The following is an 18,233-nucleotide window of genomic DNA, read 5'->3' on the forward strand; positions in this document are numbered from 1 at the left end:
CACACAACAACACAAGCCGTAAAAAAAAAATTTCATCGCCACATGTAACAGGCCTAAATCCAGGTAACAACGGTCACGAATTGGAGAGGAATGACAGCTTTGTCTAAACGCTAACGGAGTAAAGTTGTTCCAGACAACTTAATCTGATAAGGCCATTGTTCATCATTCTCTTTCTTCCCATCTGCAATATGCTCCCAATGCTCTGTTGGCGCACCACTTACCACTAACCACAAATGGCGTGTATGCGCTGGTAATGTAAACGTAACAGTGCTATCAGCATCTGAATACACTTTACCATATACACAGTTACCACTTTCCTGCACGGCTAAAAAACCATACCGCCAGCCAGCTTTATCAACATGTATGGCCCTGAACCCTTCCCCTCCCGCAATGCCTTTAAATTGAAGTGTCACGTTAGTTCCTGCCGCAGGCACTTGTAAAGCAATACCATTGTACCCATAGTTTTGCGGACAATTATTGTCAGCTATCCGGTACCAGCCGTTTCCTATGGAATCCAGTTTGCTCACATGTTCATTGGCATAGCGAGCTGCTACTTTTTTAATACGCTTCATATCCCAGGTAATAAACCGCCGTGCCGCATCAAATATTTCCTCATTAAAAGCCTGCTGACTAATTCCTGTTATTCTTTTGTAAGCCATCACCGCATCTTCTCCTGCTTTTGCTTCCCGCCACAGCTTTCCCATAAAATCAACCCCATGCTTCTGCGACCAGTATTCTAACACATAAGGAGAATGATATTGATTTTCCTCATGCAAAAAGGCATAGTGTGTTTGTTTGAGAAAACTTTTCAGGTGATAGTTTTCAAAAGTCATCCATCCAGGATATACCTGCCACAACATGTATTGAGAAGTCATTTCAAAAATAGACTGTCCCCTGCTACCTTCCGGCGAACTGGTAAAGCCCCATGCGCCATCTGCATGCGTTAAATATTGAAAACAATGTCCCATCTCATGCGCCAGTGCACCATAAGGGGCTTTATTAATTCTGGCAGGAGGTGTCCACAATATACCCACCTTATCCTCTGCCCCGCCGCCAAATGCGGTAGCATCTTTGCTATCGATAATATAAATCAGTATTTTGTATTTGTCGCTCACCGATTTACCCTTTACCAAAAAATGTAAATTATTTACATAAAAGCGATAAAATCGTTCACACTCTTTTAATGCATCTGCTGGGTTAAAACGTTTAACAGTGTCTGGGTTTTGCATCGGATCATTACCAAACTCCTTTGCCCAGAATAGTACTATATTATCCGACTCAGCCATTCTGGTATAACTGAATGCGCTTTCGTTATTGGCATAGTCATTACTATCTGGTACTAGCCATACCGTAGCGGGTATATATACCAGCTTTTTACCAACGTAAGAATGACTGTTAAATGCAGCCACCTCAGTTTGTGCAACAGCCTGAAAGGAGATCAAAGGAATCAGAAACAACGATAAACGCGCTACTGAAATAAACCGATACATGAATACTGTTTTGGGATGAATGAAAGTGTACACTAGTCAATACACCGCAATGTAAGAGTGTATTCAGAGGAAATATACGCCCGGATAATATATAAGTATAACTGGTTAAAATGAGAATAAATAAGCTTCTATTCAGGCAACGTTCGCGCAACAACATGCGCTGTAAAAAAGCTATTTAGCAGTAGCTACTTTTCCCTTAAAAATCTTGTACGTCTGCGCGTTTGCTGATGCCAGTACAGCAGGCAGGCATATTCCCATTTGGCATGCAATATAGCCAGGTCTATGGTATGCTTCCGGCACCAAACCGCGGTTATCTTGTTCAAACTTCTTAGATGCTGGTGCACTAAATCTAACTCACACAAACAGGGATACACTGTGTCAAAACACTTAAACGATCCATACCAGTTATAAACTGGCACACATTGCACTCCGTTGGCAGTATTTTCTGCTGCCTGCTTCTCTACATTTTGTTTTGTTTGTTTCATGGATAAAAATGATTATCGATGTAAGAACCCAATATGTCTCTGCCGATATTTCATCTATCCAAAAACCCTTATCAATGACTACGAAAATAATATCCCGTTCCTATACACCCAATTAAAATCATCCTTTCACACAGCTTCTACCAATAGCGTTATATAAACATTATCTTATCTACAATATAGCACACGCGGCATTCAGCAAGTATTACCATTGAACAATCATATGTATAATTTTTCTGACACAGTTTACTAAACAGAGCCATTCACTAACTGTAGCGGCAACTTTTACAGCTCTAGACATCATCCTTAAAGCTATAGTGAACAGTTTTACAGCTATGGAAGTTGTCACCACAGCTATAGCGATGCACTGGCAGTAGCTAAACTCACCCCTGCTACTATAGTGAAGAGTTTTACAGTAGTAAGAAGCGTCCCCACTACTATAGCAGCAAGTTTTACAGCAGTAAAACTCATCCCTACTACTATGGTGAGGAACTTTACTGTAGTGAGGAGTTTCCTACTACTATAGGGGTAAGTTTTACAGCCGCAAAACGCTTACCTACTACTATGGCGATGAGTTTAGCTACCGTGGGATTCATCCCCACTGCTATGGGGATGAGCCTGGCTACCGTGTGTCTCATCCCCACTACTATGGTGATGAGTCTGGCTACTGTGGGGATCATCCCCACTACTATGGCGATGAATCTGGCTACTGTGGGGATCACCCCCACTACTATGGCGATGAGTCTGGCTACTGTGGGGCTCATCCCCACTACTATGGCGATGAGTCTGGCTACTGTGGGGCTCATCCCCACTACTATGGCGATGAGTCTAGCTACTGTGGGGCTCATCCCCACTACTATGGCGATGAGTCTAGCTACTGTGGGGCTCATCCCCACTACTATGGCGATGAGTCTAGCTACTGTGGGGATGATCCCCACAGTAAAAAAAGCCTTTAAAACACGACACGATTATTTATAATACATCCTTTTATCCTGTTTTATGCTTAAAAAAGGCCTTTCTCACAAACCAGATTGCAGTTTTCCCACATGAAAATCTAATTTGCAGCCTGCTTCTCTCCTATTAAAAAAAGTTGTATTTATAGCATGAACTTTTGGAAAAAACTATTCAAAAAAGAAGTTACAGTTTCTGCAAAACAGAAATCCGATCCAGCAACACTCAAGTCCAATACAATTGACAGTTTAAAACAATGCAACGCCTATTTTGAAAGAAATATACAAACCCATATACTATTTAAGCCAGAATATGAAGTATCTAAAACAATCAACACCATTATAGAAAATAAACAAACGCTCACGCAATCAGACGTTATTGAAATTCTGGCAATATTAAATGATATAGACAAGGAAGACCATTATGATGGTACCGGCTGGTACGACTACCAACTCCGTTTATCCCACTTGTTACACCTAAACGGATTTAAAACAGACTTTATTGACAGGAAAGTGCGCCTGATTACTCCCTGACCTTTTCAACAAACCAGATTGAACTGCTAAACAAACCACCCTAACCGCATTCCGTCGCACCTTTGTGTAACAAACACAAAACAATGGAAACCGGCGACAATACCATCAAACTTCAACACCCACAAATTATTGCCAACAACTATGGCAACAACTTCCGGGAAGGCGAAGCTTTTGTAACCGATCACATTTTTAGCTATATCCTCTCCGGCACGCAAGAAATATGGTCGGGCAATCAAACCTACCTGTTTAAAGCGGGCGACTATCGTTTTTTCAAACGCAACCAGTTGACCAAATACGTAAAGCGTCCCGGTCAGCAAGGCTTTCAATCTATTGCAGTACATATAGATGAAAACACGCTCAGGGAAATGACGCCCTTATATGCCGATACTGTAAACACCCCTTATACAGGTAAAGACGTAGAGTTGCTAAAGCCCGACAGCTGGCTGGAAAGCTATGCAAACAGCATCGCCCCTTACTGCAATGCATCCGGGGTGTATAACCAGGCGCTGGTGTCGTTGAAAACCAAAGAACTGGTGTTACTGCTGCTGCAAAACAATCCGGCATTAAAACAGGCGTTGTTCAACTTTGACGATCCGGGTAAAATTGACCTGGTAGCCTTTATGAGTACGCACTATCGCTACAATGTGGGACTGGACCGTATGGCCTTTCTCACTGGCAGAAGCCTGTCTACCTTTAAAAGAGATTTTCAAAAGCTGTTCCATACCACCGCCGGCCGCTGGCTTACCCAAAGGCGGCTGGAAGAAGCCAATTACCTCATAGCACAAAAAGGTAGAATGGCATCTGAAATCTATCTTGATCTGGGTTTTGAAGATCTGTCACATTTTTCTTTCGCCTATAAAAAAGCATTTGGTAAAGCGCCCTCGCAGGGGCAATAAAAACGCATTCATCCATAAATATTAGATATATGAATTACAATTTAGCGGGCAAGCGCGCACTGGTAACAGGTTCCAGCGCCGGCCTTGGCGAAGCTATTGCCATAATGATGGCAGCAGAAGGCATTCACGTCATTATCCACGGCCGCAATGCAGAACGCGCACAAGCCGTAATGCAGCAGATTATCGACAACGGCGGCAGCGCCGAAATAGCCCTGGGAGATCTGGCAACAGACGAAGGGGCAGATAGCGTAGCACAGGCCGCACTGGCAGCCGGACCAGTAGACATACTGGTAAACAATGCCGGTTTTTACGCACACACCTCCTGGTCAAACACCAGCACAGCCGACTGGCTGGAAGTGTACAACGTAAACGTAGTATCCTACGTGCGCATGATCCAGCGCATAGTACCTACTATGAAAAAACAAGGCTGGGGCCGGGTAATCAACATCGGCGGCGGACTGGGGGTACAACCCATTAACGAGCTGCCCCATTACAACGCCAGCCTGGCCGCACGTCATAACATGAGCGTATCGCTGGCCAGGCAACTCAGCGGTACCGGCATCACTTCTAACGTAGTAGCCCCCGGTGCCATTATGAACCCCGGCGTAGAACAATGGCTGCGTAACGCCGCACCACAAAAAGGCTGGGGAACCGATATAGCAGAAATAGAACGCAACGCCGTAAAAGACCTGGTGCCTAACGATGCCAACCGGTTTGGCCGGCAGGAAGAGGTAGCAGCGGCAGTGCTATACCTCAGCAGTGCTTATGCCGATTATGTAAGCGGCGCATTGCTGCGCGTAGATGGCGGCACCGTACGCAGCATCTAAAACAACAGACAAAAGAAACAGCCCGGGTGCCCGTATTACCCATACCAGCACCTGGGACATCTGTTTAATTGTAAAAACTATTTATGCTTTAATAAATGTTCAAATTTTTTATACAATTCCTCCTGGGTCATAGCAGCTGTATCAGTCAACTCCTTCTCCAGTTTTAGCAAAGCATATTGGTAACTGGTAGTGGTGGTAGTATCATTCTCATTCTCCACACTGTTATCGGTATACTCTTCCAGGTTTGTCAAAGCCTGCTTTACATATCCTCCGCCAGTAAATAGCCAGGAATTTAAATTAGAACTATACCCCGCATCTCCAAAATTCTGAGCCAGTATCACAGAACTTATTATCTGTTGCAGCTTTTTATCATAGTTCAAAAGCACCACCTTGTATGTGTATTCTCCATGCGCTCTTACTAATAGCCCTATATGACTGCTATCTAAATTAAACTGACCAATAGCCCCTATTCCTTCAAACCACCTTACATCCTCCGGTAAAAAACTCATATCAAGGCTATCCAGATGCCTGCCCCAAAAACGGGACGCACTATCAGTATCGGGCGAATCTATCCGTAAGGTATCAAACCGCATGGGCGTAAACTTAGCCACCACCTGAACAATAGAATAAGGTGTTACTGCCGCAGCAGCATTAATAGTAGAATCAGCAGGTGATTTTGCTCCGGGATTAGGGTTACAGGCAATAACAGTAGCGGCAAACACAGCCAGCCACAAAAAGGAATAACGCATAGCAAGTTGTTTTTTAAGGTAGGGCTAATATACACAAACCTTAAGCATTTCTTACTTATAATCAGTATAATGCCCAATCACTATTACCAGACTCCGCTACAATCGGATAGCCGCACTCACCCCCACCTCAAACATGGCAGGCTGGCCGTTCTGTGTATTATCTGCGCGACCTATAAACCTGTCCGAGTTGCCCCAGCTACCAACTCCCCACCGGATATTAGGCATAAGCATTATGTTACTCACATGAAACTCAACACCTGCAATCCCCTGTATTCCATAAATTTTACTACTAAACCCCTCTTCGCCCGAACCAGATTGCAGGGAAATAAAATAAGGCCCCAGCCCCAACTGCGGCACAATAGCACCAGGCTTGCTACCCGCCAGGTATCCTGCCTTAGCCAATGCACTGATACCTAACGACCAGCCCCCTTTTATATCTCCTGCATTACCACTACCCGCCCCCTTACTTTTGGTAGTAAGCCCAAACCCACCGGTAAGCGTGGCACCGCCATCCAGCACAAACCTGTTTTTCTCCAGTATCGATTTACGCTCCAATCCCACACTCACTACAGGCTGCGAAAATTTTTGATCGGCATACGTACCACTCCCCCCGTTATAATTGTATAAATCCAGCTTATAAGAACCATAGCCCACACCCGGCTCTATATACCATCCTTTTCTTCCGTTTTGTGTAAAGCCGGCCACAGATACCAGCAGCAGAAAGCAGATCAGCAGATTGTGTTTCATATGATTTTTTTGAGGTGTTTGAATACCCAAAACTATCAGCTTTCAAAGCCGCTGGCAATAGAACAAAGGTTATAATCCTTTCTTCCCAAACACCTTATTAATAGCTTCTGTGCGGTTTTGTACATGCAGCTTGTCGTAAATGTGATGTATATGCTGCTTCACAGTACCGGTACTGATAAAAAGCTTTTCCCCAATCTCTTTGTATAGTAATCCCTTAGCCAGCAACCCCAGCACTTCCATCTCCCTGGCCGACAATTCATTCTTCTCCGCCGGCTGCTGAAAAGAAGCCACCACCTTACGGGCAATGGAAAGGCTCATAGGCGATCCGCCTTCATACAATTCCCGCAAAGCACTGATAATCTTCTCCGGCGATGTATTCTTTAGCAAATAACCACTGGCGCCCGCTGCCAATGCATCAAACACCTGCGTACTATCTTCATACACCGTAAACACCATAAACTGCATGGTTAACCCCAATGCCTTTAACTTCCTGATACAGGTAATGCCCGTTTCCTGCGGCAAGGCAATGTCCATAATCACTATATCCGGCGCATCATCCGGTAAGCCCTTCACCGCATCTTCCGCATTGTCGTACACCGATACACACCGGAATCCCGGCGTTTGGTTTACCAGGAAGCGCATCCCCTCCCTGATTTCCGTAATATCCTCTACAATGCTTATCAATATACACTCCATCCTGTAAAGTTCTTTTAGAATACAATAACACCCGTATAACAAAAGTTATACATCCAGCGGCACCGTAATAGCTACCACCGTTCCCTCGCCACCCGTAATATCAAACTTGCCATTCAGCTGCGCTATCCGCTGCCGCATATTTCTAACGCCATTACCCAAAACATGCGTACCGCCAAACCCCTTACCATTATCCGCTATAGTCATATGCAAACGCTCCCCCACCTCTATGTGAATATCAACCCTGCTGGCCCCGGAATGCTTAATAATATTATGCACCGCTTCCTTGGCTACCAGGTAAACATTACGCCGCAACTGTTCGCCCACCGCCAGTGCAGGCAATGGCTCCGTTACTAAAAACCGGTAGTCCACACCTGCACTATCCAGCATTTCAGCCAGTTGCTTGCGCATATAAGCCACCAGGCTCTCCATAGTATCCTGCTCATTACTCAACGTCCAGATAATCTCATTCATCTTTTGCACCAAATCCTGCGAAATACTCCTGAGCCTGTTGGCTACAGATTCCTGTCCCTGTACCGAACGGGATAAAAAAAGCAGGGAGGTTAATCCCGAACTGATATCATCATGCATTTCCTGGCTGATGCGTTGCCTTTCCTGCAATTGCCCGTCTATCACCGACTGCAAACGCATACGCTCCTGCTCCACCTCCAATGCCCGTAACGCATTCGCATGCAATAACTGCCGTTGCCGGTAATACCGCACTCCCCAAAACAGCAGCAACACCAGCAACAATATGCCACCCACAGAAGCCCCTAACAACAAACGCTGCCGGGCTGCCTGCCTGTCTTTCTGCACCAGCAAAAGGTTCTGCTTTAATATATGCGATTGTTTTTTCTCTACCTCATACTTAGACTCCATCACCTTTATATCCTTCATCAAAGCCTCATGCGACACCACAGCGCTTAACGAATCATAAGCATCCCTAAACCGCTCAGCCCCGGCAAGGTCGCCCTTAGCTATGGCAACATCAGACAACAGCATCAATAGCTGCCGCTCTGTTTCCTGCTGCTCATGCTTCCGGGCAAAAGCCAGCGCTGTTTCTGCCTGCACAAAAGCCGGCTGGTACTTCTTTTGAAGATATAAACTATACGCAAGTCCATGCAACACCAACGACTTACCATATACATCCTCCAGCGAATCGGTTAAAGGAAGCGCAGCCTGAAAAGCACGTATAGCCTTCACTGGCTCATGCATCTTGTTAAACAGGTCGCCCAGGTTAATCAAAGCCGTTTCCATTCCATTCACATCCTCAATTTTACGGCCCGTGTTATAAGCCCTTTCAAGGTAAGGTATCGCTTCCGCCATCCTGCCTTTTCCTTTCAAAGCGTTCGCCAGGTTATTACAGGCCGCTACCACGGTATACAAATCACCCGATCCCGTGGCCGTTTCCAGTTCTTTCTGCGCATACTCATACGCCTGCTGGTACTGCCCAATATCCAGGTACACCCCGCAAAGATTACCATACACCATAGATAATGCCTGGCTATTACCTGCTTCCTCCAACGCAGGCAGGTTTTTCAAATAATGACTGGCAGCCGCTTCATAATCCTGCTTATACTGGTATACCACTCCTATATTAATCAGAGATTTTATATACAATTCTTTCAACCCATACTGCTTACACAAAGCAGTTGCTTCCTGGTTTAATTGCAACGACTCATCAAATTTCCCCTGTACATTCAACACGGCTGTATAGTTATTGATATACCTGACCACTCCCGCAGGATAATGAATACGCACACTCAACTCCTTTGCCTGTTTATAAAAATATATAGCTGAATCAGGCAGGTTACTTTCATATTGCTGACCCAATAGTATAAGCGTGAACACCTTGGCACTATCTTCCGGTGCTTTTTGCAACACGTTGCGAAGACTGTCTTTATTTAACCCCGACATAAACTGCCCGCTGGCTACAGATGCGCAAAGCATTGCCACTGTTGCAGATAACAGCATTCGGCATCTCATGCCACTATAAAGCAGGTACAGTTTGCACATTCCTGAATGTTTTAAGATAATATACATAAAAAAGCCCTGATACCTACCAGGGCACGAATGCCAGTTTACAGAATTACACCACATGCTACACCAGCCGCTGAAAAAGACGCTGTATATATGGCCATAGCGTACGTTTACAACCTAAATTAACGAAAACACAGAAAAGAGTACCTTAAAAACCGAACGCTTTAAACCCGAACACGAAACGGCCCCATAGCGAAGCTGTATTATACCAATAACCCCTCCCCCCACTTTTGCAACCCCTGTTTTGCCACCTGACAGCCCCCATCCTAACAATTCCATAAGAAAAAATATTTGGGCACATCATTTACCCTATATATCTTGTAGGATATTCTAAAACATGCATTCACACAATACTTACATCCGTTTTGCTGGCTATTCGTGTTGTATGTAATAACCATATATACACCATAACAAACCTGTTACCACCGTATCCAATCCGATTGCATCTATTTATTCCATATTTAAACACATTACCAATGAGTAAACAACTCCGCTTCGAAACCTTGCAACTCCATGCCGGTCAACAAATTGACCCCACCACCAAATCAAGGGCCGTACCTATTTACCAAACATCCTCCTACGGATTCGACAATGCCGAACACGCTGCCGATTTATTCGGACTGCGCAAATTTGGCAATATCTATACCCGCATTATGAACCCCACCACCGATGTGTTTGAGCAACGCATTGCAGCGCTGGAAGGTGGTGTGGCGGCCGTAGCTACCAGCTCGGGACAAGCGGCTCAGTTTCTGGCATTGACCAATATTTTACAGGCAGGTGACAACTTTGTAAGCACGTCTTATTTATATGGCGGCACCTACAACCAGTTTAAAGTAGCTTTTAAACGACTGGGCATAGAAGCCCGCTTTGCCGATGGCGATAATCCGGACAGCTTTGTAAAGCACATTGACAAAAACACCAAAGCCATCTATCTCGAAACCATTGGCAATCCACAATTGAACATTCCCGACTTCGAAAAAATAGCCCAGCTGGCTAGAGATTACGATCTCCCACTGGTGGTAGACAACACCTTCGGCGCAGGCGGTTACCTGTTTCGCCCGCTGGAGCATGGCGCTAACATAGTGGTAGAATCTGCCACCAAATGGATTGGCGGACACGGCACTACTATCGGCGGCGTAGTGGTAGACGGCGGCAATTACAACTGGGGCAACGGCAAATTCCCGCAATTCACCGAACCCGCAGAGGGCTACCACGGCTTAAAATTCTGGGAAGTATTTGGCGAAGGCAATCCATTAGGCTTACCCAATATCGCCTTTGCCATCAGAACACGCGTAGAAGGTCTGCGCGATTTTGGCCCGGCATTGAGTCCCTTCAACTCCTTCCTGCTGCTACAAGGCCTGGAAACCCTATCATTACGCGTGCAACGCCATGTAGATAATGCGCTGACACTGGCCACCTGGCTGCAACAGCACCCGCAGGTAGAGTTTGTCGACTACCCCGGACTGGAAAACAATGCCTACCATAACCTTGCCCGCAAATACCTGAAAAACGGCTTTGGCGGCATCGTAAACTTTGGTATCAAAGGCGGCAAAGAAAAAGCCAGCCAGTTAATCGACTCCCTGAAACTGGCCAGCCACCTGGCCAACGTAGGCGATGCTAAAACACTGGTAATTCATCCCGCCTCTACCACACACGAGCAGTTAAGCGCCGAAGAACAGGTTGCAGCCGGTGTAAAACCCAACCAGGTAAGAGTAAGTGTTGGCATAGAACACATTGAAGATATCAAAGCCGATTTTGAACAGGCTTTTGAAAAAGTATTTGCAGGCCAGTTAGTGGCTTAATCTTTTTACCCAGCCCCTCTTTTCAGCCAATGCTGAAAAGAGGGGCTTTTTTACACACCATTCTTCCCGCTCTCTTTTAAAACAATGTTCAGGTGATTTAATAATATTGCATTTGAAATCATTACAATGCTATCTCTTGAACAGGCCCGGCAAATAGCTGAGCAAAAGCTTCAACAAGGCAATTTTACAGGAACGGACGACGATTTATTAGTCATCTCAGAAGTTACTGAAATAATTGATGCCTGGATATTTTCTTATACATCCAAAAAATTACTGGAAACCGGAGATACATTGAAATATGGCATTTGTGGCAACGCTCCTTTTTTCATCTCCAAAACAGACGGCAGCATATCAACCTTTGGCACATCCTTTCACCTCGAAACCATGATAAAATTGTATGCAGAGGAACGAAACACCTGGAAACTACGGCTTGTTAACTTCTCGTTCAATAATGTTCATAATATATACAAACTGAAAAACTCCCTAAACCTATCTTTTGCGGATATCAAACAATTAAAAGAAAGTAATGCATCCCTTATAGATAAAGGAGACAAAGAAAGGTTGACAGAATTATCATCGGTATTACATGCAAACGGAATAGAATCTGTAGTTACTTTAGACTAGTCTCTATTTTATCTAACAACTACACTTATTATATCTATCCCCTACTGGTATACTTATTGATTAAAATCCCACATAAACAATTACTCTATGATAAAAAAGATAGGCTATACAGCACTTCTTATTGCAGGCCTAACCGCATGCAATAACAACCCCGGCAACGGCACATCAAAAGATTCCGCATCTATCACTACTGCCGACTCAGCCAAAGCACCCATATCCTTATGTTTTCAACGATATGCGGGCCCATTGCGTCAGGATACCTTCACAGTTCACCTGATAATAGATGGCAGCAATGTAACCGGCGAACTGGTAGAAATGCCTTTTCAAAAAGATGCCCGCCGCGGCACGCTGGCAGGCGCAATGAAAGACAAGACTGTTACAGCCACCTGGAGCTATATTCAGGAAGGACAGCAGGACACATTACCAGTAGTATTGAAATTTAAAGATGGCAATGTGCTGCAACAGCCTTACCAGTACGATGCTAAAACAGGCAGAGAAATATTAAAAGATACCAGTAGCTTTTCTTTAGAATTCACCCCTGTGGATTGTACTAAAATACCTAAACAAAAAAGCTAAGGCACTGGTACACAATTAGAAGAAAGAATGTTTCTTCTAAAAGCCCCCTTTACTGCAATTCAATTATTATACAACAACAAGGCTTCTGGTATAACTACCCGAAGCCTTGTTACTTCTCTCCCCCTACTTCCTCTAAAACAACACTTCTGAAGCTAAAATCACCTCCCTGCTTTCCAACAACGGCACAATCTGCCCCACAACAATATTTTGAAAATAAGGTGCATTCCTGTGTTCCTGCACCGCTTCCTCATCCACATAACCTTCAAACAAAACCAAGGTATTGGCGTCTGTATTACTCTGATGCACCTTGTAAAACAAATTCCCTTTCTCTGCCGCACTTTTCTGCCCTACTTCTGCCAGCAACCCCAACACGGTATCTAATTGTCCTTCTTTCACCTGCCATTTGGCAAAGGTATAAACGGGTATCGTAATCATAACTATCTTTTATTTGTTTTCCAGAATGGCCACTATCTTTTCACCTACGCCTTTGGCAGATGCCGGATTTTGTCCGGTCACTAAATTACCATCTGTAATGCTGTTGGCACTCCACGGAGCAGCAGCGTGAAAAATAGCACCTTGTTTGGTTAATGCGGTTTGCAAATCAAAAGGCACATCGGCACGGGCGTAATTATCTTCTTCCTCTGTAGTAAAAGAAGCAATGTTCTTGCCATTTACCAGATAACTGCCGTCGCTTAACTGCACATTCAGCAGTGACACCGGACCATGACACACCGCACCTACCACTGCGTTGCGTTCGTAGGTTTCCGCAATCACTTTCTTCAACAGTGGCGCTTCGGGCATGTCTACCATTGGAGCCAGTCCGCCTGGTACAAAAACAGCATTGTAAGTGCTTACATCCACATCAGCCAGCTTCGCAGCCTTTTGCATATCCGCCCAGCCTTTACCGGTTAAAAATTTCAGGTTATCAGGGTCATCTGCCAGGTTCAGGGCATCCAGGTAAGGAGTATCGCCGGTTAAACTGGCAAAGTCAATCGTGTAACCCGCTTTGTCAAACTCCGCATAAGGGTGGGCTACTTCTGGTAAAAAGGTACCGGTTCTTCTATTGTGAGAGCCAATAACGTTAGCGTTAGAAACGATGATTAAAATGCGCTTTTTCATATTTATACTTTTTAGTGGTTAAGCAATTTTGTGTGCTTTGATAAGTCAAAATTACCATCACCACCTGCCCCCGCAGAAGGAGCCAAATCACTATTAAAGTGTGATTACGATCACACTTTTCAATACCGTAAAAAATAAGAGTAATTCCCCGTTCTCATATTACCTTGCAAACAGCTTTAAACCTTGTAATATATTATGTGGCAACATCTTACCACCATAGCTATAGGCGGCTTAGAAAATATTGGTTTCGCTCAATCCGGCAACATCATTGTATTGTCGAACCAGGGCCGGGGAATTATTAGCGCTGTCACCGGCGAAAAACTTTTTCGTGACAATGAAGACTGGTATACCTTCTTTCAGGAAGCAGACAGTTCCGTTCCTGGCTTCGGAACTGAAAATGATACTACCATCAAAATAACAGGCATGTATGGGGAACATTATTTAACTAAAACAACGAAAGATAACTGGCATATATACCACGAAGACGCTTACGACGGAAAATATCCTGTCAAAAATATCTATATCAAACATCCCAACTCTCCTCTCCCAATATTTACTGATAGAGACGGGGCATGCGAGCTAAGAACATATGGATTTTCCTGCAATGAAAACATATTAGTGATTGCATTAAGCTGCAACCTGGTCATCTGGAGACGTAGCTAGCTAAAAACGGCTATTTACTAGCAGAATATAACCTGCTCAACGTTTCCCGGCTCACGCCTAAATACTCTGCAATAAACTTTTTAGGAATGCGCTGAATCAAATCAGGATACAGGTGAGAAAATGCTTCATACCGTTGCTGTGGCGTACTGGATAGCAGTAGCTTTACCCGCTGCTGTAAAGCCACATAACCATTGGTTAACTTCACCCTGAAAAAATGCTCCATTTTGTGCAGGTCGGCCGACAGTTTTTCTCTCGCTTCCAGTGTAGAGCATAGCACTTCTCCTGCTTCCATGCACTCAATAAACATTCCTGCATTCTTTTGCTTAAAAAACGCATAGTAATCACTCATCCACCAGTTTTCCTGTGCAAACTGAACAATCGATTCTTTACCCTGCTCATCCACATAAAACACTTTATAAATGCCCGACAAAACCAGGTATTCATATTTCACCTCATCCCCCTCATGCACCAGGTATTGATTTTTCCGTACTTTTTTCAGAGAGAAAAACGTTTTCACATACTCAAACTCCTCGTTGGTTAAAGGAGTGATCTGTTCAATATGTTGCCTTAATCTGTCCATACAGGGATAAAAGTACGAGATTGCAAGTATAGAACTATTCCTCCTCCACATCAGGATACACCCGCTTAATTCCTATCTGCCGCACCATATTAATATTAGCATCCAACGGCGTTCTTTCAACCAGCACATTACTGGCTTCCAGCCCAAAAGCCCGCTCTTCCGACACACTCATATCTTTCAGCCAGAAATACAATTTCATTACCACACGCTCTATATAGCTCAACCCCCGGTCACTGCTGAGGTACTTCTCGGTAACAATAAAAGTGAAATCACCGGTTACATGTTTCTTTTCCAGGCTTTCGTAACGACTTTTCACATTTACTTCATGGTTAGCCACCAGCTCTTTTACCACTTTTCTAAACATAAGATCTAACCTTGGTTGTATGCGAAAGCCCAGCCGGAAGTCTATACGTATCACATCATTCACCAGTATATGCTTTACCTGATATTCCACCGTATAAGGCTCGTCCAGGGTATCTACATGCACAAACCAGTATATATCGGCTCGCTTAGGCTGTCGCCTGAATATGGAAAACACAATTTTACGTTCTATCTCACGCGGATTATCGGCACTGGTAAGATATACCAGGTGCGTGGCATATTTAGCTACCGAGTTATCACTGCTTAACTCGCCCAGTAAGGGAACATGCGGTTCCAGCTTTTCAAATTCCAGGTAACGGTTTTTAATTTTGCGGGCCCTGAACCACACATACATCACTATATACAGCACACCAGCCACCAGCAAGGCTATATAACCACCCTCTTTAAACTTAGCCAGGTTGGCCACCAGAAAAGTGATGTCAATAGTAAGATATACCGCCAAAAAAACATAAATAATAGAAGCCTTTATCCGCCGGATAACCAGAAAATTAGCAAACAGGATAGTAGTGGCCAGCATGCACAGGGTAATAGCCAGTCCGTATGCCGCATCCATATTACTGGATTTACGAAAATGAAGCACTACTCCACAACAACCCACCAGTAGCAGCCAGTTAATACCCGGCAAATACAATTGCCCTCTTACTTCCGACGGATATTTAATGGTCATTTTAGGCCAAAGGTTCAACCGCATGGCTTCGCTTATGAGTGTAAAAGAACCGCTTATCAACGCTTGGCTGGCAATAATGGCCGCCGTGGCCGCAATAACAATACCCGCCATTAAAAACCAATGTGGCATTACGCTATAAAAAGGATTAAAACCGCTTTCGATGATTGTTTCCGTGATAAAAGTGCCTTGCATGTGCGATAGCAACCAGGCACCCTGCCCCAGGTAATTGAGTATTAAACAGGTTTTCACAAATATCCACGACATGCGAATATTAGCTAATCCGCAATGTCCCAGATCGGAATACAAGGCTTCGGCCCCGGTAGTACATAAAAACACACCTCCCATAATCCAGAATCCTTGCGGATAATACACCAGTAACTGCAGGCCATACCAGGGATTAAAAGCCTTAAACACACCAAGGTAATCTGCCAGATGGTTCACGCCCAACACCGCCAACATAGAAAACCAAACAAACATTACCGGGCCAAACAACTTACCAATAGAACCCGATCCAAACTGCTGCACAAAAAACAACACCACAATAATAGCCAGCACTATGCCCACAATAGCACTATCTGTAATAGCATGCAATGCCGGGATATTGCGCAGCCCTTCAATAGCAGAGGTTACCGACATAGGTGGCGTAATCATTCCATCAGCCAGCAGCGAAGCCCCACCAATCATAGCAGGTATCACCAGCCACTTACGCCGCCGCCTTATCAGAGCATACAAAGCAAAAATGCCACCCTCCCCGTGGTTATCGGCCCTTAAAATCATCAGCACATATTTCACAGTAGTTTGCAGCGTAAGTGTCCATATCACCAGCGATAACGAACCCAGCACCAGTTCTTGTGTAATGGTTTTTCCTTTTATAATAGCAGACAGCACATACAAAGGCGAGGTACCTATGTCGCCATAAATAACACCCAGGGCAATCAACAGCCCCGCAGCCGTAACTCGATGTTTCCCGTTCGCATTCATAGAGGTAAGATTTTCAGTCCCATTTCATTCCCACATTCTATATTACTGATTTTATTTTATTATTCCTCGCATTACAGGTACAGATTCACAGATACGCACAAAAAAGCCCCGGAACATTACTGTCAAGGGCTTTTTATATAAAGTGCAAGAAACGAGGTTATGACTTAATGCGTTTCTGTATACCGCTTAAAGCTATTCAATATCGCCTGCCAGCCATTCCTTTGCATTTCTAAAGGGTTCTCCGTTTCCGGATCAAATGTTACATCTACCTCGGTAGCGTTACCTTTCTGCTGAAACACAACCGTTACCTGCCTGCCATTGGGCATGGCATAAGTAAAACTTTCTCCTTCTGCCACTGCATTGTAAGTAGCTTCCAGATCAAAGCCAAAGCTGCCATCTTTGGCTTCCATCCGGGCTACATATTTTCCACCCACACGCATATCGTTAGAAGCGGAAGGGCAATGCCACGAAGGATCTGCAAAATTCCATTGCGTAATATGCTCAGGATTATTATAATAATCCCATACCTTTTTGCTATCTGCATGCACTATGGCGCTCACCGTTATGGTATTGCTCATGATTATTGCTTTATAGTTAATAATAACTCATCCAGTTTTTCCAGGGTAGCTATCATTCCTTGCTCCATACCCATGTTTATCACTGTTTCCAGGTCGGATAACGATTTATAGGTAACTACTGTTTCTACCAAAGTATTTTCACCCTTGTCAGTAAATGTTACCACCCACTCAGCACGTGGCAAATCTGTATTAATGTCACCGGCTTCATTGGTAAACGCATCCAAAGAGGTATAATAATCAATAGGCCTGATAGTCAGGTAATCGGTCCAGCCCCAATACTCTGTACCATTAGGCTCCACCATGGCATAATGCCAGTGACCACCTTCGCTAAAATTGAACGACTTTGTTTTGGTGGTGAACGGCTTGGGAGCAAACCATTGATTCAGCAGTTCCTGTTGAGTATAACAATCCCACACCAACTGCCTGCCGGCTAAAAACTCACGTCTAACAGTCAAGGTATTCTTTACCTTATCTGCAATAAAGTCGAATTGCAAATTGTGTTTCATTATTTTTTCTTTTTAATAGTGTCTAACAATTGATCCAGTTGCGCAAAGCGGCTTTCCCACATCTGCCTGAATTGCTCCAGCCACTTATCAACCTCTTTCATTTTCTCCAGTTCCAGTTGGTAATAAATTTCTCTTCCCTGGGGCTGCTGCTTTACCAGCTCGCACTCAGCAAGAATGCGCAAATGCTTGGATACCGCTTGTCGTGTGGTATCGAAATGCTCCGCAATAGCATTGGGTGTCATAGCCTGCACTGCTATTAACGCAATAATGGCTCTGCGGGTTGGGTCAGCTATCGCCTGAAAAACATCTCTTCTCATGGAATTGAATTTTCTTAAGAAACTATTCGGT

The 18,233-nt window shown here is 44.3% G+C and carries 21 protein-coding genes; 7 read left to right on the forward strand and 14 right to left on the reverse strand.

All coding sequences use genetic code 11. The annotated features are described in order from the left end of the window. Positions 1 to 110: 110 nt before the first annotated feature. The 3 genes from FLA_RS15680 to FLA_RS31200 form a co-directional block, all read right to left on the reverse strand. Positions 111 to 1,490, reverse strand: a complete 1,380-nt coding sequence (locus FLA_RS15680) for a DUF6055 domain-containing protein (RefSeq protein ID WP_084206123.1) — start codon at positions 1,488 to 1,490, stop codon at positions 111 to 113. 185 nt (positions 1,491 to 1,675) lie between these two features. Then, positions 1,676 to 1,975 carry a hypothetical protein gene (locus FLA_RS15685; RefSeq protein ID WP_076377698.1) on the reverse strand — a complete coding sequence of 100 codons (300 nt, stop codon included), beginning with the start codon at positions 1,973 to 1,975 and terminating at the stop codon, positions 1,676 to 1,678. Positions 1,976 to 2,466: 491 nt separating this feature from the next. Further along, on the reverse strand, positions 2,467 to 2,910 hold the full coding sequence (locus FLA_RS31200) for a hypothetical protein (RefSeq protein ID WP_148666372.1): 444 nt from the start codon (positions 2,908 to 2,910) through the stop codon (positions 2,467 to 2,469). Between the two features lie 165 nt (positions 2,911 to 3,075). On the opposite strand from FLA_RS31200, the gene FLA_RS15695 reads away from it, so the two are divergent. From FLA_RS15695 to FLA_RS15705, 3 genes are all read left to right on the forward strand, one after another. Continuing rightward, a complete protein-coding gene (locus FLA_RS15695; RefSeq protein ID WP_076377694.1) occupies positions 3,076 to 3,456 on the forward strand; it encodes a hypothetical protein in 381 nt (126 codons plus the stop codon). Between the two features lie 83 nt (positions 3,457 to 3,539). Then, a complete protein-coding gene (locus tag FLA_RS15700; RefSeq protein WP_076377692.1) occupies positions 3,540 to 4,352 on the forward strand; it encodes a helix-turn-helix domain-containing protein in 813 nt (270 codons plus the stop codon). 29 nt (positions 4,353 to 4,381) lie between these two features. Continuing rightward, positions 4,382 to 5,179, forward strand: a complete 798-nt coding sequence (locus FLA_RS15705; RefSeq protein ID WP_076377690.1) for an SDR family NAD(P)-dependent oxidoreductase — start codon at positions 4,382 to 4,384, stop codon at positions 5,177 to 5,179. 77 nt (positions 5,180 to 5,256) lie between these two features. Here FLA_RS15705 and FLA_RS15710 read toward each other — a convergent pair whose 3' ends face one another. The 4 genes from FLA_RS15710 to FLA_RS15725 all read right to left on the reverse strand — a co-directional run bounded on the left by FLA_RS15710 (position 5,257) and on the right by FLA_RS15725 (position 9,354). After that, positions 5,257 to 5,928: a hypothetical protein gene (locus tag FLA_RS15710; RefSeq protein ID WP_076377688.1), complete on the reverse strand. Its 672-nt coding sequence runs from the start codon at positions 5,926 to 5,928 to the stop codon at positions 5,257 to 5,259. Between the two features lie 96 nt (positions 5,929 to 6,024). Then, a complete protein-coding gene (locus FLA_RS15715) occupies positions 6,025 to 6,675 on the reverse strand; it encodes a hypothetical protein (protein WP_076377686.1) in 651 nt (216 codons plus the stop codon). A gap of 69 nt (positions 6,676 to 6,744) precedes the next feature. Beyond that, entirely contained in the window at positions 6,745 to 7,371 is a 627-nt protein-coding gene (locus tag FLA_RS15720; RefSeq protein WP_076377684.1) for a response regulator, read from the reverse strand. A gap of 45 nt (positions 7,372 to 7,416) precedes the next feature. Then, on the reverse strand, positions 7,417 to 9,354 hold the full coding sequence (locus FLA_RS15725; RefSeq protein WP_159445074.1) for a tetratricopeptide repeat-containing sensor histidine kinase: 1,938 nt from the start codon (positions 9,352 to 9,354) through the stop codon (positions 7,417 to 7,419). A gap of 530 nt (positions 9,355 to 9,884) precedes the next feature. On the opposite strand from FLA_RS15725, the gene FLA_RS15730 reads away from it, so the two are divergent. The 3 genes from FLA_RS15730 to FLA_RS15740 all read left to right on the forward strand — a co-directional run bounded on the left by FLA_RS15730 (position 9,885) and on the right by FLA_RS15740 (position 12,410). Next, positions 9,885 to 11,210, forward strand: coding sequence for an O-acetylhomoserine aminocarboxypropyltransferase/cysteine synthase family protein (locus FLA_RS15730; protein WP_076377680.1), 1,326 nt, complete (start codon positions 9,885 to 9,887; stop codon positions 11,208 to 11,210). A 126-nt stretch (positions 11,211 to 11,336) separates the two neighbouring features. Beyond that, positions 11,337 to 11,834 carry a YrhB domain-containing protein gene (locus FLA_RS15735; protein WP_076377678.1) on the forward strand — a complete coding sequence of 166 codons (498 nt, stop codon included), beginning with the start codon at positions 11,337 to 11,339 and terminating at the stop codon, positions 11,832 to 11,834. Positions 11,835 to 11,921: 87 nt separating this feature from the next. Continuing rightward, entirely contained in the window at positions 11,922 to 12,410 is a 489-nt protein-coding gene (locus FLA_RS15740) for a hypothetical protein (RefSeq protein WP_076377676.1), read from the forward strand. 132 nt (positions 12,411 to 12,542) lie between these two features. Here FLA_RS15740 and FLA_RS15745 read toward each other — a convergent pair whose 3' ends face one another. Together FLA_RS15745 and FLA_RS15750 are read right to left on the reverse strand one after the other, a co-directional pair. Further along, positions 12,543 to 12,845 carry a putative quinol monooxygenase gene (locus FLA_RS15745; RefSeq protein ID WP_076377674.1) on the reverse strand — a complete coding sequence of 101 codons (303 nt, stop codon included), beginning with the start codon at positions 12,843 to 12,845 and terminating at the stop codon, positions 12,543 to 12,545. Between the two features lie 9 nt (positions 12,846 to 12,854). Then, entirely contained in the window at positions 12,855 to 13,529 is a 675-nt protein-coding gene (locus tag FLA_RS15750; protein WP_076377672.1) for a type 1 glutamine amidotransferase domain-containing protein, read from the reverse strand. A 195-nt stretch (positions 13,530 to 13,724) separates the two neighbouring features. Between FLA_RS15750 and FLA_RS15755 the strand changes: the two genes are divergently transcribed. Next, on the forward strand, positions 13,725 to 14,192 hold the full coding sequence (locus FLA_RS15755; RefSeq protein WP_076377670.1) for a hypothetical protein: 468 nt from the start codon (positions 13,725 to 13,727) through the stop codon (positions 14,190 to 14,192). A 10-nt stretch (positions 14,193 to 14,202) separates the two neighbouring features. On the opposite strand, the gene FLA_RS15760 is transcribed toward FLA_RS15755, so the two are convergent. The 5 genes from FLA_RS15760 to FLA_RS15780 form a co-directional block, all read right to left on the reverse strand. Next, on the reverse strand, positions 14,203 to 14,772 hold the full coding sequence (locus FLA_RS15760; RefSeq protein WP_076377668.1) for a Crp/Fnr family transcriptional regulator: 570 nt from the start codon (positions 14,770 to 14,772) through the stop codon (positions 14,203 to 14,205). Between the two features lie 34 nt (positions 14,773 to 14,806). Continuing rightward, on the reverse strand, positions 14,807 to 16,801 hold the full coding sequence (locus FLA_RS15765; RefSeq protein WP_076377666.1) for a KUP/HAK/KT family potassium transporter: 1,995 nt from the start codon (positions 16,799 to 16,801) through the stop codon (positions 14,807 to 14,809). A 164-nt stretch (positions 16,802 to 16,965) separates the two neighbouring features. Then, the gene (locus FLA_RS15770; RefSeq protein ID WP_076377664.1) at positions 16,966 to 17,379 is read right to left on the reverse strand and encodes an SRPBCC family protein; all 414 of its coding nucleotides are present in this window, start codon (positions 17,377 to 17,379) and stop codon (positions 16,966 to 16,968) included. 2 nt (positions 17,380 to 17,381) lie between these two features. Beyond that, on the reverse strand, positions 17,382 to 17,885 hold the full coding sequence (locus tag FLA_RS15775; RefSeq protein WP_076377662.1) for an SRPBCC family protein: 504 nt from the start codon (positions 17,883 to 17,885) through the stop codon (positions 17,382 to 17,384). Then, the gene (locus FLA_RS15780) at positions 17,885 to 18,202 is read right to left on the reverse strand and encodes an ArsR/SmtB family transcription factor (protein ID WP_076377660.1); all 318 of its coding nucleotides are present in this window, start codon (positions 18,200 to 18,202) and stop codon (positions 17,885 to 17,887) included. The genes FLA_RS15775 and FLA_RS15780 overlap by 1 nt, the downstream gene beginning before the upstream one ends. Positions 18,203 to 18,233: the final 31 nt, after the last annotated feature.

The organism is Filimonas lacunae (assembly GCF_002355595.1).
Classification (GTDB): domain Bacteria; phylum Bacteroidota; class Bacteroidia; order Chitinophagales; family Chitinophagaceae; genus Filimonas; species Filimonas lacunae.

Excerpts from the sequence above, each read along its gene's own strand:
- FLA_RS15680 (WP_084206123.1), bottom strand. The coding sequence starts at position 1,490 with ATGTATCGGTTTATTTCAGTAGCGCGTTTATCGTTGTTTCTGATTCCT.
- FLA_RS15685 (WP_076377698.1), bottom strand. The coding sequence starts at position 1,975 with ATGAAACAAACAAAACAAAATGTAGAGAAGCAGGCAGCAGAAAATACT.
- FLA_RS15695 (WP_076377694.1), top strand. The coding sequence starts at position 3,076 with ATGAACTTTTGGAAAAAACTATTCAAAAAAGAAGTTACAGTTTCTGCA.
- FLA_RS15700 (WP_076377692.1), top strand. The coding sequence starts at position 3,540 with ATGGAAACCGGCGACAATACCATCAAACTTCAACACCCACAAATTATT.
- FLA_RS15705 (WP_076377690.1), top strand. The coding sequence starts at position 4,382 with ATGAATTACAATTTAGCGGGCAAGCGCGCACTGGTAACAGGTTCCAGC.
- FLA_RS15710 (WP_076377688.1), bottom strand. The coding sequence starts at position 5,928 with ATGCGTTATTCCTTTTTGTGGCTGGCTGTGTTTGCCGCTACTGTTATT.
- FLA_RS15715 (WP_076377686.1), bottom strand. The coding sequence starts at position 6,675 with ATGAAACACAATCTGCTGATCTGCTTTCTGCTGCTGGTATCTGTGGCC.
- FLA_RS15720 (WP_076377684.1), bottom strand. The coding sequence starts at position 7,371 with ATGGAGTGTATATTGATAAGCATTGTAGAGGATATTACGGAAATCAGG.
- FLA_RS15725 (WP_159445074.1), bottom strand. The coding sequence starts at position 9,354 with ATGAGATGCCGAATGCTGTTATCTGCAACAGTGGCAATGCTTTGCGCA.
- FLA_RS15730 (WP_076377680.1), top strand. The coding sequence starts at position 9,885 with ATGAGTAAACAACTCCGCTTCGAAACCTTGCAACTCCATGCCGGTCAA.
- FLA_RS15735 (WP_076377678.1), top strand. The coding sequence starts at position 11,337 with ATGCTATCTCTTGAACAGGCCCGGCAAATAGCTGAGCAAAAGCTTCAA.
- FLA_RS15740 (WP_076377676.1), top strand. The coding sequence starts at position 11,922 with ATGATAAAAAAGATAGGCTATACAGCACTTCTTATTGCAGGCCTAACC.
- FLA_RS15745 (WP_076377674.1), bottom strand. The coding sequence starts at position 12,845 with ATGATTACGATACCCGTTTATACCTTTGCCAAATGGCAGGTGAAAGAA.
- FLA_RS15750 (WP_076377672.1), bottom strand. The coding sequence starts at position 13,529 with ATGAAAAAGCGCATTTTAATCATCGTTTCTAACGCTAACGTTATTGGC.
- FLA_RS15755 (WP_076377670.1), top strand. The coding sequence starts at position 13,725 with ATGTGGCAACATCTTACCACCATAGCTATAGGCGGCTTAGAAAATATT.
- FLA_RS15760 (WP_076377668.1), bottom strand. The coding sequence starts at position 14,772 with ATGGACAGATTAAGGCAACATATTGAACAGATCACTCCTTTAACCAAC.
- FLA_RS15765 (WP_076377666.1), bottom strand. The coding sequence starts at position 16,801 with ATGAATGCGAACGGGAAACATCGAGTTACGGCTGCGGGGCTGTTGATT.
- FLA_RS15770 (WP_076377664.1), bottom strand. The coding sequence starts at position 17,379 with ATGAGCAATACCATAACGGTGAGCGCCATAGTGCATGCAGATAGCAAA.
- FLA_RS15775 (WP_076377662.1), bottom strand. The coding sequence starts at position 17,885 with ATGAAACACAATTTGCAATTCGACTTTATTGCAGATAAGGTAAAGAAT.
- FLA_RS15780 (WP_076377660.1), bottom strand. The coding sequence starts at position 18,202 with ATGAGAAGAGATGTTTTTCAGGCGATAGCTGACCCAACCCGCAGAGCC.